Annotated in this window: 17 protein-coding genes; 6 read left to right on the top strand and 11 right to left on the bottom strand. The window is 39.7% G+C overall.

The features are described 5' to 3' along the window. Window positions 1-27: 27 nt before the first annotated feature. The 5 genes from MKX62_RS13950 to corA form a co-directional block, all read right to left on the bottom strand. Window positions 28-900, bottom strand: coding sequence for a 3-hydroxyacyl-CoA dehydrogenase family protein (locus MKX62_RS13950; protein ID WP_187047806.1), 873 nt, complete (start codon window positions 898-900; stop codon window positions 28-30). A gap of 3 nt (window positions 901-903) precedes the next feature. Continuing rightward, window positions 904-1,473: a TetR/AcrR family transcriptional regulator gene (locus tag MKX62_RS13945; protein WP_187047013.1), complete on the bottom strand. Its 570-nt coding sequence runs from the start codon at window positions 1,471-1,473 to the stop codon at window positions 904-906. Next, entirely contained in the window at window positions 1,470-2,243 is a 774-nt protein-coding gene (locus tag MKX62_RS13940; RefSeq protein WP_187047012.1) for an SDR family oxidoreductase, read from the bottom strand. Before MKX62_RS13940 ends, MKX62_RS13945 begins: the two co-directional genes overlap by 4 nt. A gap of 2 nt (window positions 2,244-2,245) precedes the next feature. After that, window positions 2,246-3,472 carry an acyl-CoA dehydrogenase gene (locus MKX62_RS13935; RefSeq protein WP_187047011.1) on the bottom strand — a complete coding sequence of 409 codons (1,227 nt, stop codon included), beginning with the start codon at window positions 3,470-3,472 and terminating at the stop codon, window positions 2,246-2,248. Between the two features lie 301 nt (window positions 3,473-3,773). Continuing rightward, the gene (gene corA, locus MKX62_RS13930; RefSeq protein WP_067206826.1) at window positions 3,774-4,736 is read right to left on the bottom strand and encodes a magnesium/cobalt transporter CorA; all 963 of its coding nucleotides are present in this window, start codon (window positions 4,734-4,736) and stop codon (window positions 3,774-3,776) included. Between the two features lie 582 nt (window positions 4,737-5,318). On the opposite strand from corA, the gene MKX62_RS13925 reads away from it, so the two are divergent. After that, window positions 5,319-5,795 carry a DUF5658 family protein gene (locus tag MKX62_RS13925; RefSeq protein ID WP_187047010.1) on the top strand — a complete coding sequence of 159 codons (477 nt, stop codon included), beginning with the start codon at window positions 5,319-5,321 and terminating at the stop codon, window positions 5,793-5,795. Between the two features lie 63 nt (window positions 5,796-5,858). On the opposite strand, the gene MKX62_RS13920 is transcribed toward MKX62_RS13925, so the two are convergent. Both MKX62_RS13920 and MKX62_RS13915 read right to left on the bottom strand, forming a co-directional pair. Further along, entirely contained in the window at window positions 5,859-6,176 is a 318-nt protein-coding gene (locus MKX62_RS13920) for a spore coat protein (RefSeq protein ID WP_067206824.1), read from the bottom strand. Next, window positions 6,173-6,373 (bottom strand): hypothetical protein, encoded by a 201-nt coding sequence (locus MKX62_RS13915; RefSeq protein ID WP_340741668.1) that lies wholly within the window; start codon window positions 6,371-6,373, stop codon window positions 6,173-6,175. Before MKX62_RS13915 ends, MKX62_RS13920 begins: the two co-directional genes overlap by 4 nt. Before the next feature lie 2 nt (window positions 6,374-6,375). Here MKX62_RS13915 and MKX62_RS13910 point away from each other — a divergent pair, with 2 nt between their 5' ends. Then, window positions 6,376-6,915: a hypothetical protein gene (locus MKX62_RS13910; RefSeq protein ID WP_340741667.1), complete on the top strand. Its 540-nt coding sequence runs from the start codon at window positions 6,376-6,378 to the stop codon at window positions 6,913-6,915. A gap of 216 nt (window positions 6,916-7,131) precedes the next feature. Here the strand turns inward: MKX62_RS13910 and MKX62_RS13905 are convergent, their stop codons facing one another. The 3 genes from MKX62_RS13905 to MKX62_RS13895 are packed head-to-tail and all read right to left on the bottom strand — an operon-like array spanning window position 7,132 to window position 8,185. Further along, complete coding sequence (locus MKX62_RS13905) at window positions 7,132-7,701, bottom strand: manganese catalase family protein (protein ID WP_067206819.1); 570 nt, start codon at window positions 7,699-7,701, stop codon at window positions 7,132-7,134. Window positions 7,702-7,715: 14 nt separating this feature from the next. Then, on the bottom strand, window positions 7,716-7,982 hold the full coding sequence (locus tag MKX62_RS13900; protein ID WP_067206816.1) for a spore coat protein CotJB: 267 nt from the start codon (window positions 7,980-7,982) through the stop codon (window positions 7,716-7,718). Further along, entirely contained in the window at window positions 7,979-8,185 is a 207-nt protein-coding gene (locus MKX62_RS13895) for a spore coat associated protein CotJA (protein ID WP_082786798.1), read from the bottom strand. Before MKX62_RS13895 ends, MKX62_RS13900 begins: the two co-directional genes overlap by 4 nt. A 150-nt stretch (window positions 8,186-8,335) precedes the next feature. Between MKX62_RS13895 and MKX62_RS13890 the strand changes: the two genes are divergently transcribed. Then, on the top strand, window positions 8,336-9,145 hold the full coding sequence (locus MKX62_RS13890) for a DUF2935 domain-containing protein (protein WP_340741666.1): 810 nt from the start codon (window positions 8,336-8,338) through the stop codon (window positions 9,143-9,145). A 796-nt stretch (window positions 9,146-9,941) separates the two neighbouring features. Here the strand turns inward: MKX62_RS13890 and MKX62_RS13885 are convergent. Beyond that, window positions 9,942-11,570 (bottom strand): ABC transporter substrate-binding protein, encoded by a 1,629-nt coding sequence (locus MKX62_RS13885; protein ID WP_340741665.1) that lies wholly within the window; start codon window positions 11,568-11,570, stop codon window positions 9,942-9,944. A gap of 433 nt (window positions 11,571-12,003) precedes the next feature. Between MKX62_RS13885 and MKX62_RS13880 the strand changes: the two genes are divergently transcribed. From MKX62_RS13880 to MKX62_RS13870, 3 genes are all read left to right on the top strand, one after another. Next, a complete protein-coding gene (locus tag MKX62_RS13880; RefSeq protein ID WP_067206807.1) occupies window positions 12,004-12,618 on the top strand; it encodes a YIP1 family protein in 615 nt (204 codons plus the stop codon). A gap of 736 nt (window positions 12,619-13,354) precedes the next feature. Beyond that, window positions 13,355-15,331: a methyl-accepting chemotaxis protein gene (locus tag MKX62_RS13875; protein ID WP_340741664.1), complete on the top strand. Its 1,977-nt coding sequence runs from the start codon at window positions 13,355-13,357 to the stop codon at window positions 15,329-15,331. 1,066 nt (window positions 15,332-16,397) lie between these two features. Continuing rightward, window positions 16,398-16,817 (top strand): DUF948 domain-containing protein, encoded by a 420-nt coding sequence (locus MKX62_RS13870; RefSeq protein WP_067206802.1) that lies wholly within the window; start codon window positions 16,398-16,400, stop codon window positions 16,815-16,817.

Below are 16,817 nucleotides of genomic sequence, written 5' to 3'. Positions count from 1 at the left end.
TATTCTTTTGGAATTAATTCACCCTCATCAGCCGCGATTGTAGGAATAGAATCCTTGTCCCGTTTTCCGTCCTAAATGACCTGCTTCTACTTTTTGCACAATACATGCAGCTGGTTTGTCTGCCTGATTTCCCGTTTCCGCGAATTGCTGCTGCATGACAAAATTGACAACGTCTGCGCCGGATAAATCAATAAGTTCAAACGGTCCCAATGGATGCCCAAGCGATTTTTTCACGATTAAATCTATATCTTTAAAATCAGCGATTCCATTTTCATAAAGTGCAATGGCTTCTTTATGAATTGCGCCTAATATACGGTTTGCGACAAAGCCGGATATTTCCTTTCGAAGGATAATTCCCTCCTTGCCGATTTGTCCACAAACAGCTAATGCAGTCTGCGCTGTTTCTTCAGACGTTTCTTCACTCATGACGATTTCCACACACTCCATAACCAGAGGTGGGAAAAAGAAATGCGCGTTACAAACTTTGTCTGGACGCTCCGTCACTTCTGCAAGCAACGAGTTGACGATGGTTGAACTATTAGAGGCTAAAATGGCATGTTTCGGTGTAAGACGGTCCAGTTCCCTAAACAATTGCTGTTTACTAGTTAGTTTTTCCACAATCGCTTCAATTACAAAATCTGCATCTCTCGCGGCTTCGTTGAGATTATCCGTGAATGTGAGATTTTGAAAAGCAGTTTCCTTGCTACTCGCAGTTAACTTCCCACTTGCAACCCATTTATCCATTCGCTTTTCCAAGCTCGCTTCTGCACCCTTCAGTGCTTCACTATTTACATCCTGCAATGAAGTCCTGTATCCTCCAAGCGCGCACAGCATAGCAATTTGATGCCCCATTTGTCCCGCTCCAACAACAAGAATATGCTTAATTTCATTCGCACTCATCATTCATTCCCCCTTCAAATCAATTCCGTGTAAGATGAAATCCATATACATATTCGCAAGTTCTTTCGACGATATATTGCCAGACGGGTCAAACCATTCATAACTCCAGTTTGTAACCCCTAAAATCGCAAAAGTAGTCATTTTGGGATCTAGATTATCCCGAAACTCCTTCTTTTCAATTCCCTCTTTAATGATTTTCTCAATAGTGAGATGGAACATTCTTCGTTTATTTTTTATGACACTACTGTTTTCCTCTGATAAATGACGCATCTCCCTAAAGTAAACACGTACATTTGAACCTTGTGTTTGAATATCCTTAATGAGCATCTCAACAATTTTCGTAAGCTGATTTCGGCAACTTTCATTACTGTCTAAAACCTTCTTTTGTCTGGCTACTAAATCATCGATATAGCGGAGATGGATGTCCATAAGAAGCGTTTCTTTACTCGTGAAGTAATAGTAAAAAGTCCCTTTCGTCACGCCTAGTGAATCAACAATGTCCTGAACAGAGGTTGAACTAAACCCTTTCCGTTCAAAAAGTTGAATGCTTTGTCTAGTAAGCTCTTCTTTCATAATGTACTCATTCCACCGTCGACTAGCAGAATATCTCCCGTCACATAGTCAGAAGCTTTCGATGCAAGGAAAAGAGCGACACCTTTTAAATCTTCTTCTGACCCTAAGCGGTTTAACGGTGTGGAATTTAAAATATATTCATGCCCTTGTTCAATTGTGACTTTTGACATTTTGGTTGGGAAAAATCCAGGTGCAATCGCATTAACGTTAATATTGTGCTGCCCCCATTTAGCTGCGAGATCTTTCGTAAATGTGATAACTGCTCCTTTACTGGTGTTGTAGCCGATAGTATCCATAAAGCTCGGATGCGTCCCGCCAAGTCCAGCAACGGATGCGATGTTAATGATTTTTCCGTTTTCTTGCTCAATCATGACTTTACCGACTTCTTGACTCATCAAAAATGTGCCATTGACGTTTACATCCATCACTTTTTTCCACGCTTCATAGGGCATGTCAACAACAGGCGCACCCCATGTTGCCCCGCTATTGTTGACAAGGATGTCTATCGTGCCAAAAATTTTCATCGTCTCTTCAACTACCTTTTTTACGTCATGCTGATTCGTCACGTCACATGCAAGTCCAATCGACCGAACACCAAGCGCTTCCAGTTCTTTACTCATTTCAATACAAGCTTCAATATTGCGTGAACACAGCACAACGTTTGCACCTGCTTCCGCAAACCCTTTTGCAATCTGTGCCCCAAGTCCTCTGCCACCACCTGTTACGATTGCTGTTTTCCCCGTTAATCTAAAAAGGTCAAGTACAGTCATAATTAGTTCCCCTTTCCGTGAGCTGCATATTTTTTAAGTTCCAGACGTGCGATTTGATTGCGATGAACTTCATCAGGTCCATCTGCGAGACGCAGCGTTCTTGAATTTGCCCACTGCGCCGCCAATGTATAATCTCCACTTACACCCGCTCCACCAAACGCTTGAATAGCGCGGTCGATTACACGCAGTGCCATATTTGGCGCCGTCACTTTAATCATCGCGATTTCTGCTCTCGCTTCTTTATTACCAACCGTGTCCATCATATAAGCTGCTTTTAACGTCAAAAGGCGTGCCTGCTCGATATCAATGCGTGATTCTGCAATCCATTCTCGAACGACGCCTTGTTCAGCAATAGATTTCCCAAATGCAGAACGTTGTTGAACACGAATACACATTTCTTCAAGCGCACGTTCTGCAGCGCCAATTAACCGCATGCAGTGATGAATTCGACCAGGTCCTAGACGACCTTGCGCTATCGCGAATCCTTTCCCTTCACCCCACAACATGTTTTCCGCCGGTACACGAACATTGTCAAATGTGATTTCCGCATGTCCGTGCGGCGCATGATCATAGCCAAATACGGAAAGCATTCTCTCAACCTTCACCCCGGGTGTATCAAGTGGCACTAAAATCATCGACTGCTGCTCATGCAACGCAGCATTAGGATCGTTCTTGCCCATGAAAATTGCAACTTTACAACGCGGATCGCCCGCGCCGGAAGTCCACCATTTACGCCCATTTAATATATACTCGTCCCCATCCCTGATAATGCTTGATTGGATGTTTGTTGCGTCGCTAGAAGCGACATCCGGTTCTGTCATAGCAAAGCAAGACCGGATTTCCCCATCTAACAGCGGTTCGAGCCATTGTTTTTTCTGCGCTTCCGTTCCATATCGCACAAGCACTTCCATGTTTCCTGTGTCAGGCGCGTTGCAGTTAAATACTTCTGGCCCTATTAATGATCGGCCCATAATTTCACAAAGCGGTGCATATTCTACATTGGTAAGGCCTGCACCCATTTCACTTTCAGGAAGAAACAAGTTCCATAGACCTTTTTCGCGTGCTTTCATTTTCAACTCTTCTATAATTGGCGGATTTTGCGCCCAGCGATTTTCTTGTGCATTTAGCTGTTCGTCAAAAGTCTTTTCATTTGGATAAACAAGTTCTTCCATAAATGCCGTCAACTTCTGTTGCAATTCAATCGTCTTTTCCGAGTATGAAAAATTCATAATCTCTCTCCATCCTTTCATTCTATAAATAATATGTGTACTAACCGGTTAGTATGTTCTGAATATAACAACTATTCAACATGTTAACGCTTACTAATCGATTAATCAAGTAGATATATGGAATTATAGGATGCCATCGAATTCGCTACGGCGCTAGGGGACGCCTTCGCTTAGTCTGTATAGTATTTATTTGTTCAACATATATAGTTTTATAGAGTAAGGAAGAACAACGTTTAAAAAGGCGCCAGCTATGTAGATGCTGACGCCTTTCGATAAATCTATCCATACAAATGACTACCATTTAAGATTTAAACATACCTAACCAGCCTTTATATTTGAACAATGCCAACATAGACGTTCCTATTACAAGCATAACAATTAATACGATGATGTATCCGTATCGCCAAGTAAGTTCCGGCATGAACTCAAAATTCATCCCGTATACACCCGCTATAAACGTTAGAGGTATGAAAACGGATGATACAATCGTCAGTATCATCATAATACGGTTCATTTGATTCGAATTTATCGATAATTGGCTGTCTCTAATATCAGTTGTTAGTTCCCGGTTAGATTCAAGAATATCTCCGAGTCGTAGTAAATTATCATAGATATCACTAAAATAGGCTTGTTCATTCGCAGATAGCTTTATCCGTTCTGAATTAATTACTCGATGTAAAAGTTCATGCATCGGCAAAATTGTTCGCCTTAATCGCAATAAATTGCTGCGGACTTCGAATACAGAATCCATGGATAAATGAACAGTTGATGGTGCAAGCGTGTCTTCAATATCATCCAGATGATCTTCTATTTTATGAAGTACCGGGAAGTAATCATCGACGATTTTATCGATAATCTGATGCGCAACAAAAACATGTCCTTTTTTCCATTTCCCTGGATTTTGAATAATCCTTTCCCTCGCATTTTCCAGCCCCTGAACCGCCGTATAATGAAAAGTGATGACATAGTTTTTTCCGAGATACAAATTTATTTCTTCTGCTTTTATCGTTTCAGGATTTATGGTATGCAATACAAAAAAAGCATAGTCATCATAAAAATCCAATTTCGGTCGTTGAAGACGGTTCAAACAATCTTCGATAGTCAGCGGATGAAACTGAAAAAATGAATGCAACAAAGAAGCTTCTTCTTCATTTGGCTGTTCCAAATCCACCCAGTACCACTTGAATTGACGAGTATGTATGTCTTCTAGCGGAAAATCAAATAATAATTTATTCTCTACTGTGAGTCCCATCGTCCGGATCAAACGAACACCTTCTTTCTAACTCCACAAATCCTGTTCATGAGTAGCCTTCGCTCGATATATATATGTTGAATTAAAGAATCCCATTGAATCTGCTGTGGTTCTCGATAATGAGTGAGTTGTAATTCGGGGTGTGGATTGTAGAACACTTGGCGCTTTGGGGATGCCTGCGCTAGGTTGTTCATTATCGAGAGAAATGTGATTTTGGATGTATATGGCGAGATTGTAAGGTGATTACTAGTTGATACTATATAAATTTGAAATAAAGAATTCCATTGAACCGCTACGGCACTCAGTATATATACCGGATTCAACATATATAATTATAGTAAAGAAATCGGCAATCTAGGTTGTAGATTTCATCCCAGCTACTAAAATGCGCTTTCTCATATAGACCATCCAGCGCAGGCGCGACTTCGTGGTAGCCGAAGCGATAAGACTGAAAGCGGTCTCCTTTCTGGCTTATCGCGGGAGGCATCCACAAAGCGCCGAAGCGGTATTAGTAGGAATCCTAATTCATTCCAAGTACAAGGGCTGTTTCAGTGGCCTCCCAAAAGCCCTTGTAAGCGCATACGACGTATTCATTTGTTCAACATATATAGTATACAAAAGAAAATCATTCACCGCATTGTTCACACTCTTTCATCAGCCTTACTGTCTAGTATGAATAGCCGCAAGTTATCCCAAACTCTATGTAGAACTTTAACTATCGTCAGCATAGGAGGCGTTACTATTCAGGATGACAGGAATATATTTTCCACCCGTAAAAAACTGCTTACCGCCGGAATTCTTCTTTTACTATTAGCCGTTGTTGATTCATTTTTCACCGATTTTGGCATTCAAAAACAGTATATCACTGAAGCGAATCCATTAATGGCACTTATCTACGACACAAGCATTTGGGGATTTTACGCCCTTAAAATTAGTTTGCCCTGTGTTTTACTCTATTTACTGACAGAGGTTGAACAAAAAAGGTATTTAAAACTATTAGTTGGATCTGCAATTCTGCTTTACAGTGTCGTTCTATTCCAGCATATCTATTGGATTTCATTAGTGCTTTAGGACAATGAATCCAAAATAAACACCACTCAATCAACTTAGTGGTGTTTATTCGTGTTACTTTTGTTATTTTAGTTGTTGCTTGTACTCGGTGTACTCCTGATAAAGGGCTGTAACCTCACTAGACTGAGCAGGTGTAAGCGAGCACCAACCATGTTGGAATTGCAAATCATATAATTTTCGATGTTGCTGCGATGTTTCTTTCATCATATCAAATAGTGATGAGTAGAACTTTGAATTGCTCGCTTCAGGCATAGCAATTGCGTAGGAGTTGCACATATTTTTTTCCGTCGCTAATGCTGAGCTTAACAGATCAGAATCATTGACCGCGGACTTTTTAGAAAGCTGTGTTTTAGGATTTTGAATCTTTTTAGTAGAAGTCATTGCATATTACCCCCGTTTTCATTTAGGACAGTTAGCAAATTATCATAGTGCGTCAAGTGCATTTTCCCTGCTTCTTCGAATTGTCGTTTTAAATCAGGCAGTTGGCAACTTTGAGCGGCCTGTCTATACTGTTTCACCGCTAGCAAATTCGAATTTAGCATATTTTTCAAATAGCCAATATCTGAAGTTGACACCATTCTTGGGGGCTCAAAGTAAAGTATCTTCTGTTGTTGTTGCGATTGCCCTTCTGATTGTTGTGGTTGTTCCAGTGGTTCAGGTTGCTTTGGTTCTTGTGATTGCGGTGTTTGCGGTGTTTGCTGTGGTTCTGGTTGTTGTTGTTGCTGCGGTTGCTGTGGTTCTGGTTGTTGTTCTTGTTGTTGTTGCAGCGGTTCTTGTTGTTGTTGTTGTTGTTGTGGCGGTTGCTGTTGTTGCTGTTGCTGTTGTTGTTGCTGTTGTTGCTGTTGTTGCTGTTGTTGCTGTTGTTGCTGCTGTTGTTGCTGTTGTTGTTGTTGTTGTTGTTGCTGTTGTTCTTCTTGCTCCTGCTGTTGAATCTGTATCTGCAGTTCGAGTTGTTGAAGTTGAATTTGCAGTTTTTTTAGTTGTTGAAGCTGTTGTTGTGATTGTGCAGACTCCACACTTCTTAGCTCCTTTCAAACAATTTAATCTTAGTATGAATCTTGCGACAGATATTATACGGTCTAAAATAAAAATACCAGGATATGAATCTAGTCGAAATTGAGTCTTGAAGCCCATCTTCTATCCTTCAGCTTCTAGTGAAAAGTCCTATTTGAATTGGAATAGGCGGTTATGCTGATGTTCGCAGAAATCCATCACTTCTTAAACAACGTGAAGGAGGTGGTAGTTCTATAATCAATTAGTTTAGTAAATTTAAGGATACTGATTCTAGTAAATTAAAAATTCCGTCACCCAATTACCAGGGGAACGGAATAATCTTTTAAAATACCTTTTTACGATCACGCTCATCTTTTAGTAGTTCAACTGATTCCCTAAAGCGCAAAGAATGAATATTTTCCCTCTCCCTCAAAAACCTCAAGGAATCATTGATTAACGGGTCGTCTGAAACGTCGATAAGCCATTGGTATGTCGCTCTCGCTTTTTCTTCAGCTGCGATGTCTTCATACAAATCGGCAATCGGATCACCTTTCGCTTGAATATACGTTGCAGTAAACGGAACACCGCCTGCATTTTCATAGAAGAGATCGTGACCATGATTGACGAAATGTGCACCAAGGCCAGCCTCTACTAGCTGTTCGGGTGTTGCGTCTTTCGTCAATTTATAAATCATCGTCGCTAGCATTTCGAGATGAGAGAATTCTTCCGTTGCAATATCAGTCAATACCCCGATGACCTTACTTGGAACCGTATAACGCTGATTCATATATCTGAGCGCCGCAGCAAGTTCCCCATCTGCTCCACCATATTGTTCCATAAGGTATTTCGCGAGCGTCGGATTACATGTACCTACCTCAACTGGATACAAGAGTTTTTTTTCATAAACCCACATTACCTATCCCCTCCTTATCGTTGCCATGGCCACGGTGTTGAATTCCAGCGCCATCCAATTTCAATTGCCTGTTCAGAAGGAACTGATGCGAGGGATAAAGGTCCATATCTATTTTCGTATTGGTGTCGTACATGGGCTGCTGCTTTTATTGCTTCCCGCCATTGATCTAGGGCTTCCGCTTCATCGGGATGCGTATCCGTGTACAATGTTAGTTCAACAACGACGAAATCTGCTTGCTGCACGCGTAACATCATTTGGCGTTCTTCTTCAAACGCACTCATGAAATCCCCTCTTCCCGAGAAAATCCATCTGCAAGTGACGGCCAAAGTGTCCCTGTTCGTAACGCTTCTTCAGGTGAGTTTTGAGGGAGTCCCGGTTGCTGGTAATTCATAAAAATTTGTGGCGGCAAAACAAAGGTCTTCACCCGTATAGGCGGACACGGGTCAAGCGGCGAAACGTAAGGCCTATAACTCCCCCGGAACATTGGACGTTCCAAATTTAATCACTCCTCGAACCATCATATGATAGAACCGCCTACTTGATACACTGACATATTTTTCATAATCCGAATGCTTTATCTCATAAATACTATGTGTGACTCATAGGAATAACAATAGAAAGAGGAGGTTGTTTTTTGGTTAAATCGTTTCAAGTGGATGCACTATTTAAACTTCATTTTTGGCTACAAATTTTGGGAGACCATAGCCGTTTCATCCATGACTCATTAGCGCCCAGTGAAATTGAAAATATCAAGATTTCTAATACGTTCATAGAGAAATTCGATCAACTGCTTACAGCTTCTGAACAGCAATTAGAAGAGCAACAGCTTCTCACCCTGCTCCAGAATGCAAAAATCGCAAGTGAGGAAATTCGAACATTTAAATTGCAATTAATTCAGGAACAGTTAATCGGAAATATAAAAATCTCTTTACCTCCATCCTTCATCAACCACATGGTCAATGAAGTAGAAGAAGCGATCCGTCTCTTTTCCTATTTGGAAAAAGGACAGATAGCACCAGCCGTCCATCCACTCCATCATGATTTGCTTTGGTTACTTGACGCCGCCGGTCATGCAGGTGCCATTGACGCAAACCTGGACCGGGTTGAAAAACCACTGCATGAGAAAAGCCGTAAATTTACAAAGGAATGGGAAGACTTCTATTTAAAAGCGATAGAACTCGCTGGTTTCTTACGAACAAACATCATGAAATTCCCTGCTTTAGAAAATTTCCATAATGATGTTCATTTGGAAATGACAATTTTCCAAGTATTTTTGCACGAATTAGAAGAAATGGAACTGAATAAAGAAGCACTAGGAACTTTTACTGCACTTATGGCTGATCATATGGCTCGAGAGGAAAGTTATTATTTAATGAAATTGGCAGAAACAGCCGGTACCCCATCCCCATCAAGCAATCCTACAAAACCGCGAACAACAGCATAATCGAACCGCTGAAGATTACATCAAAATAAAAGAGGCAGCGTCTAACACGATTCTAAATCGTGGCAGACGCTGCCCTTATTGTTGTTCAAGTTTTAACCAACACAACTATTCTTTATGTTTAACAGATAACAAGTCTGTTGATTAACCACTTTCTTACATTATGACCTGTTAGAAAAGCAAATAAGTCTGCATTTGCAACTATACATTTCTGACTCGCTTTGGACTAAATAATCACAATACCTTTACCTCGGGTTAAATGTGGCTGGAAGTGTTGAAGTCACTTCCAACCACATCCCTTGGGGAGGAATTGTAATTCATTCCTCCTCGGCCATTCTGTTGCGATTATCTGTCCGTCGCGAACCTACAATGTTCAGGTGTTAATGCAACTACTTTAGAAGATGAAAATTCGGGCACTCCATCGATTTTAATAAAGCCTCTTTGCTTAATTTAGCAAAGATTATACAAGTAACAGTGTGACACTGCCTTAAACTCGAAAAGGTAATATTAAAAAGATGGGGTAAGTAGCCAAAATTGCATCTTTGGCTGCTCCATCCTGGATAGGAAAGTAGCTATTCACTCGTTCCCAAAAGCTTCAGTACTAAGTGTACCTATATCTTTGGGGAACGAAGGACGAACGGCAACCCTACACAGCAAGAAATCCCGATAATTGTATAGTAGTCGTTCACCACAAAGCAATACGAATACACCTGTATATTGGGCGTCTTGTGTCTTATCACAATCGTAAGCGGTATCTCCTGGTTAACTTTGGTTAATCAACACTTGAGACCTTTTACCATTATTTATTTAAATAGATTTTAGCGAAATTATCATTTTCCATTGGATGAGCCTCAAAACCTTCAACATAATCGGCAAGGCCAATAGGCGGTGTTGTATGAGCTATTGTTACCCATGGAGCATCTTCATGGAATATTTCCTGCGCCTTTTTATACAATTTAATTCGTTCTTCTTGATCGAAAGTTTCACGAGCTTGTTGCAATAAAGATGTAAATTCTTCATTTTTATAAAAAGCACGATTACTAGCGGGTTTCTCAGTGTTAGTGCTACTTAAATTCGGAGATAAGAAATTGTCTGGATCGGCCATCACACCTGTCCAACCGTACATTGCCATCGTATGCTCACCGTTTCCTGTTTTCTCAAGATACGTAGCCCACTCATAGGTTTTGATTTCAGCTTCAATACCAATCGCTTGTAAATTTGCTTGAATCACTTCAGCCGTTTTTAAAGGCTGCGGCATATATGGTCTTGGGTTACTCATTGCCCATATCTCTGTTTTAAACCCATCGGGATACCCGGCTTCCACCAATAATTTCTTCGCATCTTCAGGATTATATGGATAATCCACAATATCATCATTGTATCCCCAAAGTGATGGTGGTATTGGATTCTTCGCCACTTCGGCATAGCCATTATAGAATGCATCTACTAACCCTTTCTTATCAATAGCCATATTAATCGCTTGACGCACTTTTACATTATCAAACGGTGCCTTTTCCGTATTAAATACCATGAAACCATTATTAAAACTTGGTCGTTTGACCAGTTTTAAACTGTCATTCGCTTCGACTGTATCAGCATCACTAGGGTTCATACCATCAATGATATCTACCTCTCCAGATAATAAGCCATTTAAGCGAGCAGAGTTATCAGGAAGTACCGTGAAAATTATTTTATCCAAAAGTGGTTGACCTTCAATATAGTAATTTTCGTTCGCCTTTAATACAATTTTGTCATTACGTGTCCAACTTTCGAATTCAAATGGCCCCGTACCTACGGGATGTTCAATGAATTTCTCATTGTACTTTTCAATCGCCGCTGGACTTGCCATACCAAACATCGGAATTGCCAAATAGCTAATAAAAGGAGCTGTCTTTTCTATCAATTTAATTTCAACAGTTGAATTATCGATTGCCTTTACATGTTCAATTTTGTGATTTGGTTCCCCTTTAAATCCTCCATAGAGGAACGGATAATATGTAAAATCCCCAATATGATAAGGATTCTGTGGATCCATCCAACGGTCGAAATTGAAAACGACTGCATCGGCATTGAAATCTGTCCCATCGTGAAACTTAATACCGTTTTTAAGATGAATTGTCCACGTTAACCCATCATCAGCCGTTTCGAAAGATTCCGCCAATTTAGGTTGTAATTCCAACTTCTCATCGTATTCAAATAATGTTTCAAAAATAGCATGTGTAACCCGTATCGATTCGCCGTCCGTTACATTAATTGGATCTAGCCCTACAGAATCCGCACCTCGAGCATAAACTAACGAACCGCCTGCTTTAACTGCCCCATCCTTATTTTCTTCTTTTGAATCTTTCTTATTATCTTCTGAACAAGCCGTAAGTACTAGTAATAGTACCACTAGAATACTAGTCAACCTAAAAGCTTTCCTTTTCACTATAATTCCCCCTTTATTTCAACGGGATAAAAAGTAATATGTGTAGACTCTATGCAGAATGAATTCAGCTCAGTTCACATAACAATTATCTGTATTTTAATCCGATTGATTATACTGATTTATCTTATATAACTATTTTCTACTCGTCAAGGTCACTTTTATTGGTTATATAGGTTGAAATAAAGTATCCCATTGTTAGGCGCCTTCGTTCGGTTTATATGGTATTCATTTGTTCAACATATTTAGCACGATTTCCCCCAGTAGAGTAATGGTAAATAGTGACCTGCACTGGGTTGCATCTCATACAATATAAATAATAGAGATGACTATCGATTCGTCATTTTCAGTCAACTAATATACAGACATACTAATTTTCAAATATATAAAAAAGAAAAGTGGATCATGAAAACTGACGGAAAGGAGCAATTTAAGAATGAATCCGCTATTTTCGATTTGGTCACAGCCAAGCACCACAATTCGATACATTATTGGTCATAAATCAATGATGTATCCATTTATCCTAATTTCCATTTCCGCGCTTATCAATAGCATTATGGCATTTGCAGACTTAGGCTTTTTTAACGGTTTTTCATTATTTACAACACTTGTTGTCGTTCTTTTTTCTAGCTTGCTTTCAGGGCTGGCAGGCTGGGGAGTTGTTATAGTTGCGTATACGTGGATTGGTAAATTATTAGGTGGAACAGGGACAATGCGGAAAATGGGCCTTGCAACCGGAGCCAGTGCAATTCCTATGATTTGGACAGCGCCTATAGGAGTCATTGCAATTTCCCTCTACGGACAGCAGCTTTTCGCTACTCCAACAGGCCCGTTAGGTACGAATATGTCCGTGGGCTTCTTCTTCTTTCAAACCTGGATTATGTTAGCTATTTCTATTTTCGGGCTTGTTGTCGAGAGTAAAGCAATTGGAATTGTTCACAACTTCTCTGCATGGCGCGGATTTGGCACAATGATGTTATTTATGTGTTTTATAGTCGTTATTTCAATCATTATCCTTGGATCCATATTTTCAATACTTCTTGCTATGTAGTCGGTACTTAACAAATAGACTGTTCTTCCAACAACGCTTTGTCGCATGGTGATGGCCTCACGTAATAAGCTCGCCAGAAGATCACATAGGAGGGATTGAACTGCATCCCTCCTTGATCTTATTGCTCCGGCGCCTGTAGTATGCGGATGTGCTGCCTTTCATTAGTGGCGCTCCTTCGCTAGATTTGTTCGTTATACGGGTGAGGTATAACATCTAGTAACTCCAAATAAATAGTGCCGAATTTATAGTATTTAATCCGAAGGTTACCTACCTTTAAAATAACTACTGATTAAACGACAAACTTCTATGTTTTCCCCCTAATGACGCTATTACTCTAGTAAATTGGTTCACTATTAAAATTGCATTACTTTTCTAGTCAAATAAATAAGCCCTTATTTTTCCATTTGAATTGCATTAATTTCATCCATATAAATGTATTTTAACCGAATCCCCTTTTGGTAATATTGCATTCTCAACTAATATCACAAAAAATATCCCCCTCGTTTCAGTATAATTTTTTTCTTCTTCTCTCCTATTTATTATTTTAAAATAATTAATCAAACCATATAGAATATTATGACATGTTCAATTCTTTCGTTTAGTAGTATGCTAAAGTTAGTGGATAAATATGATTCCTTAGTTCTACGTATTTCCACGTAGTCACCTGAGCAATCAAGCACTATTATCCCTATTTCCAAAGACTTAAAACACAAAGTTAGAGAAAGAGGTTAGCTGGATGAAAAAAATCTTAATGGGCCTGCGAAACATTAAAACGAAACTAATTACATCTTTTGCAATCGTATTAATTATCCCTGCAATTATTATTGGAGCACTGGCTTATATGACGGCCAAAGACGCGGTTAAATCTGAGATATTGGCTGGTTTCACTGAAAATATCAACTTATTAAATTCAACAATTGATAATACGATGCAACTAAAAACACATGATATAAATACCTTTTCTACAAATATAACTTCAAGGCTATACCAGGGAGATAGTAGTCCTGAACTACGCGAAATCTTCACTCAGTACATAGAACTACATCCGGAAGCCGAAATCATCTATATAGGTACTGACAAAGGTTTATTTATACAAGAACCTGATGTAGGGATTCCTGCGGATTACGACCCTAGAAAAAGACCCTGGTATATAGAGGCAATGGACAAAAAAGGTGAAGTCATTATTTCCGATCCCTATATTTCGGCGAGTACAAATGAAATGGTTGTTACCCTTTCACAGGTAATAAAAGATGGTTCTGGGGTTGCGGCAGTAGATATCAACTTGAATCATTTACAAAATATAACCAATCAAGTAAAAATAGGTAAATCAGGATATGCCGTTCTAATAGACAAAAGTAAAAAATATATCACGCACCCTACCGAAGCTGCCGGAAATGAAGTAAATATTGGCTTATCCGATAAACTTTATGCTCAGGAAATCGGACAGTTTGACGCTAAGTTCGATGGTGAAGAAAGATTAACGGCTTTCGTAACTAATGAGTTAACCGGTTGGAAGCTCGCGGGATCTGTAGCCACCTCAGAGATTAATGCTGCAGCATTACCTATTCTACAAAGGACCGCTTTGATCATCTTGCTTGCGATCATTATAGGAGCGATAACTGTTTACTTTATTATTAAATCCATCATTAATCCAATCAAAGATCTAAAAGAAAAAGCGATTACAATAAGCCAAGGAGACTTAACACAGCATATCGATGTGCAAACTAACGATGAAATCGGACATTTAGGACAAGCATTTAACGACATGCAGGAAAGTCTCAGAACGTTAATTAAAAACGTTGAAAAGAGTGCAGAATTAGTAGCATCCTCTGCTGAAGAGTTATCGGCAAGTGCGGAACAAACAAGCGATGCTACAGAACAAGTGGCAACTTCCATTCAAGAAGTAGCACATAGTGCAGAAATGCAAACAGATGGTGTAGACTCCGCTGCACATGCATTAGCTGCGATTTCTATTGATGTCACGCAAATTGCAGAAAGTTCTACAATGGCTTCTGAACTATCTTATCGTGCAACGACTGAAGCTGAAATAGGTGGTCAAGCGGTCACAGATACGGTTAATCAAATGACATCAATTCATAAATCTGTTATTGAATCGAACACAATCACCAAATCATTGCATGAGCGATCTAAGGAAGTGCGTTCGATTTTGGATGTAATTACAGATATTGCGGGACAAACAAACCTTCTTGCTTTGAATGCCGCTATTGAAGCTGCAAGAGCTGGTGAACATGGTAAAGGATTTGCTGTTGTAGCTGATGAAGTTCGTAAACTAGCGGAACAATCTCAGAACTCTGCAAAAGAAATCCGTGAAATCGTGGAAGGCATTCAAGTAGATACAGAGAACTCCGTTGAAATCATGGAACGTATTACGGAAAATGTACAAGAAGGTGTAGATGTATCAAATGAAGCCATTGAGAAATTCAATCACATCATTCACAGTATGAAAGAGATCACACCTCAAATGGAAGAAGTCTCGGCCACTGCTCAAAGAGTAGCCGGCGCTGTTCAAGGAGTCACTATCACGGCAAATGAAATTGCAAACAGCGCGCAAGGCAATGCAGCTGCTTCCCAAGAAGTAGCTGCATCTTCAGAGGAGCAGCTAGCTTCGATGGAGGAAATTTCTTCATCGGCTGAATCACTATCCTTTATGGCAGAAGAATTAAAAGAATTGATTTCCAAGTTTAAGTATTAATAAACCTTAGATTTCTTCATGATTAAAAGCTCAACTTTCTCTTGTATGAATAGAGAAAGTTGAGCTTTTATCACGTCTATTAATTAACCAATAGTAACCAGTGAATATCATGATCAGCTACTGGGCGCTACGTGAATAGTTGACTTTGGATTGCTTTGGATAGAATGACTTCTATACGATTACCGAGATGCCTGGATGTGTAGGGGTGCGACTTTGTCGAATCCCTACACATTTTTTCGGTAATCGTATGCTGGTCCTTTATCCGTCGTGATCCAAATCCAAAGTACTCGTAGTGCTGAATCTTTTTTGGACGAAAAAATAGAGGGGCATCTACCTGGATAAAAGCCGCCAAAGATGCAATTTTGGCGGCTGATGCTTCCTATATGGTTTTCACTTTTTTATTAAAGATGTGTCAGTTTCTATAAGACATCACATGAATTAGATGCATAATCTTTACTAAAAGTAAGCAAGGTACGCATTGTACAACGTGCAAGAGTGGCCGAAATTGCATCTTCGGGCACTTACACTCTCTATAGAAAGTCATCTATTCACTTCATTCAAACATAACTGCATTTTTCACTTGAACATTGTAGGGACGCGACAGGCAACAATTCACAACAGGATTACTGAAAAATGTGTGGCTAGAAGTGACGGAGACACTTCTAGCCACACTAGGACCCCTCAGTAAATCTGTCATGAATAGTTAACCGAAAGCGGGCCGAAAATAGTCCAGTGAAAATCAAGATCATTAAGCCCTACTCACCAGTATTTTATGCAACTAAATGGTTAATCAACAGACGTAAGTTTTTATCTTACTATGCTCTATAGCTTATTTGAACCTCCCCTCCGCCTACCCTAAATGACAACTCCAAAATCCGAGTTCAACTGCATCCAAACTGTTGTAAGTGTTTAGTGAGGGCTGTATAGTGGTAGAAAAGAGATAAAGATAATTTACTATATATATTGAACAAATGAATCTCTATATAAACTCAGCGAAGGCGCCGCAGCAGATTCAATGGAATTCTTTATATCAACATATATAGTCCGAATTGGAGATGAAGTATTAATGGAAATTCTTTTATATGTAAGTGCCCTCATTGCATCCTTATCCTTATTGCTTATTGTCATTTTTGTTATCATCACATTAAAAAGTGCAAAACAGACCATGGGAGAGGTTTCAGAAACACTGAAACGGGTTGAGACGAAACTCACTGGCATCACTGAACAATCCGAGCAATTGATGGAAAAGACGAACCGAATTGCCGATGATGCGGAAAACAAACTACAAACATTGAATAGCTTATCCGACTCTGCAAAAAAACTTGGAAACTCCACGGATCATATGAACAGATCGATTCTTGCGATTTCGGATGATGTTGCTACACCTCCCGAAAAATATCGTGATTTTATGGAGAAAGCAACGGTTCTAACTGAGACAGCGGCACGGGTTTATTACCGTTTTCAAAAGGAAAAGCATAAAAATTAA

The organism is Sporosarcina sp. FSL K6-5500 (assembly GCF_038005665.1).
Taxonomy (GTDB): Bacteria; Bacillota; Bacilli; order Bacillales_A; family Planococcaceae; genus Sporosarcina; species Sporosarcina psychrophila.
This window is presented reverse-complemented; position numbering and strand designations above follow the sequence as displayed.

Excerpts from the sequence above, each read along its gene's own strand:
- MKX62_RS13950 (WP_187047806.1), bottom strand. The coding sequence starts at position 900 with ATGAGTGCGAATGAAATTAAGCATATTCTTGTTGTTGGAGCGGGACAA.
- MKX62_RS13945 (WP_187047013.1), bottom strand. The coding sequence starts at position 1,473 with ATGAAAGAAGAGCTTACTAGACAAAGCATTCAACTTTTTGAACGGAAA.
- MKX62_RS13940 (WP_187047012.1), bottom strand. The coding sequence starts at position 2,243 with ATGACTGTACTTGACCTTTTTAGATTAACGGGGAAAACAGCAATCGTA.
- MKX62_RS13935 (WP_187047011.1), bottom strand. The coding sequence starts at position 3,472 with ATGAATTTTTCATACTCGGAAAAGACGATTGAATTGCAACAGAAGTTG.
- MKX62_RS13920 (WP_067206824.1), bottom strand. The coding sequence starts at position 6,176 with ATGACTTCTACTAAAAAGATTCAAAATCCTAAAACACAGCTTTCTAAA.
- MKX62_RS13915 (WP_340741668.1), bottom strand. The coding sequence starts at position 6,373 with ATGGTGTCAACTTCAGATATTGGCTATTTGAAAAATATGCTAAATTCG.
- MKX62_RS13905 (WP_067206819.1), bottom strand. The coding sequence starts at position 7,701 with ATGTGGGTTTATGAAAAAAAACTCTTGTATCCAGTTGAGGTAGGTACA.
- MKX62_RS13900 (WP_067206816.1), bottom strand. The coding sequence starts at position 7,982 with ATGAGTGCGTTTGAAGAAGAACGCCAAATGATGTTACGCGTGCAGCAA.
- MKX62_RS13895 (WP_082786798.1), bottom strand. The coding sequence starts at position 8,185 with ATGTTCCGGGGGAGTTATAGGCCTTACGTTTCGCCGCTTGACCCGTGT.
- MKX62_RS13880 (WP_067206807.1), top strand. The coding sequence starts at position 12,004 with ATGAATCCGCTATTTTCGATTTGGTCACAGCCAAGCACCACAATTCGA.
- MKX62_RS13875 (WP_340741664.1), top strand. The coding sequence starts at position 13,355 with ATGAAAAAAATCTTAATGGGCCTGCGAAACATTAAAACGAAACTAATT.
- MKX62_RS13870 (WP_067206802.1), top strand. The coding sequence starts at position 16,398 with ATGGAAATTCTTTTATATGTAAGTGCCCTCATTGCATCCTTATCCTTA.